The sequence below is a fragment of the Mesorhizobium sp. M1A.F.Ca.ET.072.01.1.1 genome (genome assembly GCF_004023325.1).
In the GTDB taxonomy this organism is placed as follows: Bacteria; Pseudomonadota; Alphaproteobacteria; order Rhizobiales; family Rhizobiaceae; genus Mesorhizobium.
The window spans coordinates 1-1,876 of record NZ_RZSF01000596.1 but is presented as its reverse complement, the minus strand read 5'-3'; the positions used below and the strand labels follow the sequence as shown (position 1 = coordinate 1,876).

The window sequence follows — 1,876 nt, the reverse complement described above, 5'->3', positions numbered from 1 at the left end:
ATCGCATCTCGATGATCTTCCAGGAGCCGATGAGCTCGCTCAACCCGATCTATTCGGTCGGCAGCCAGATCGTCGAAGCGATCAGGTGCACCCTGATCGCTTCGACGATCTGGCTGCCGACCGAATAGATCGGGTTGAGCGAGCTCATCGGCTCCTGGAAGATCATCGAGATGCGATTGCCGCGCAGCTTGCGCCGGGCGCTCTCGGCGAATTTCAGGATGTTCTGTCCGAGATAGTCGACGCTTGACCTCGGCGATACCGTTGCCCGCCGCGACAAGAGTCCCATGACGGTGCGCGCCGTCACCGATTTGCCGGAGCCGGATTCGCCGACGATCGCGATCGTCTCGCCGCGATAGAGCTGGAACGATACGTCCTTAACCGCCTCGACGATGCCGTGCTCGACCTTGAACGCGACTTCGATGTTGCGGGCGTCGATGACCGGCTGGTCGTGGCGTCCGTCATGGTCGAGCCGGACGGCGGGTGCGAAGGATTGGGCAAGCGCGGTCGTCGTCATTTCTGCCACCTCAATAGGGATCGACGGCATCGCGCAGGCCGTCGCCCAGCGCGTTGAAGGCAAAGACCGTGATCAGCACGAAGCCGACTGGCGACAGAATCCACGGATAGGTGCCGATGACCGAATAGGTCGCGGTGTCCTGCAGCATCAGGCCCCACGAGATCAGCGGCGGCTTCACCGCGAAGCCGAGGAAGCCGAGGAAGGATTCCAGAAGCACCACCGTCGGGATCGCCAGCGTCACGGCGACGATCACGTGGCTCATCACATTGGGAAAGATGTGCTGGATGATGATCCGCCGATCGGTGGCGCCCACCGCCATGGCCGCGCGCACATAGTCGATGCGCGCCAGCGCCAGCGTCTTGCCGCGTACTTCGCGCGACATCTGCGCCCAGCCAAGCGCCGACATGACGATGATAACGAAGGCGAGAAAGACATTGGTCGGCGCGGTGACCGGGATCAGCGTCGTCAGCGCCAGGTAAAGCGGCAGTTGCGGGAAGGCGAGCACCAGTTCGACGAAGCGCTGCATCCAGACATCGAACCGGCCGCCGAAATAGCCGGACACCATGCCGACACTGGCGCCGATCACGGTGATTATGAAGACCACCGTCAGCGCGATCATCAGTGAGACGCGCGAACCATGGATGGCGCGCGACAGCACATCACGGCCGAACTTGTCGGTGCCGAGGAAATGCACCGGCTGGCCGTCCATCGAGCCGAAGAAATGCCGGTTCGCCGGGATGAGGCCGAAGAGTTTGTAGGGCGCGCCCTCGACGAAGAAGCCGAGCAGTCGTGGATGATCGTAATCGGGGCCGACGATCGGCTGGAAGGTCACCGGGTCGAGGTCGGTCGATTCGGCCAGCGCGTAAATTCTTGGCCGCGCGACGAAGTTGCCGTCCTTGTCGTGAAAGCTAGCCATCTGCGGCGGCGCGAAGGCGATATCGGTCGCTTTCGGGTCAAGAGGCGCGAGGAATTCCGCGAACAGGGTCATGAGAAGCAGCAGCACGACCAGGCATAGCCCGGCCATGCCGGTCCAGGAGCGCTTCAGCCGGCGCCAGACAAGCGCGATGTAGCTCTCGTTGCCACGCTCGGCCGAAATCGCGGCTCCTTCGGCGGGTGGCGGGGGTGAGGGATCGCGGGCCAGCATCTAGTGCTCCCCGAACTGGCGCACGCGGGGGTCGAGCAGGACCAGCAGCATGTCGGCGATGATGTTGCCGACGATCAGCGTCGCCGACAGAACCATCATGAAGGTTGCGGTCACATAGACATCGCCCACCGCCATCGAGCCCACGATCGCCGGCCCGACGGTCGGCAGCGCGAAGATGATCGCCGTCTCGATCTCGCCGGTCAGCACGTTCTGGATCT

Annotated in this window: 1 protein-coding gene and 2 pseudogenes; all 3 read right to left on the bottom strand. The window is 63.3% G+C overall.

Annotated elements, in window-relative coordinates; all coding sequences use genetic code 11:
• Nucleotides 1–85 precede the first annotated feature (85 nt).
• Nucleotides 86–514, bottom strand: a pseudogene (locus EOA32_RS36715) (ATP-binding cassette domain-containing protein); the annotation flags it as partial.
• A 10-nt stretch (nucleotides 515–524) separates the two neighbouring features.
• A complete protein-coding gene (locus tag EOA32_RS36710) occupies nucleotides 525–1,658 on the bottom strand; it encodes an ABC transporter permease (protein WP_128374272.1) in 1,134 nt (377 codons plus the stop codon).
• Nucleotides 1,659–1,876: pseudogene (locus EOA32_RS36705) on the bottom strand (ABC transporter permease); the annotation flags it as partial.

Excerpts from the sequence above, each read along its gene's own strand:
- EOA32_RS36710 (WP_128374272.1), bottom strand. The coding sequence starts at position 1,658 with ATGCTGGCCCGCGATCCCTCACCCCCGCCACCCGCCGAAGGAGCCGCG.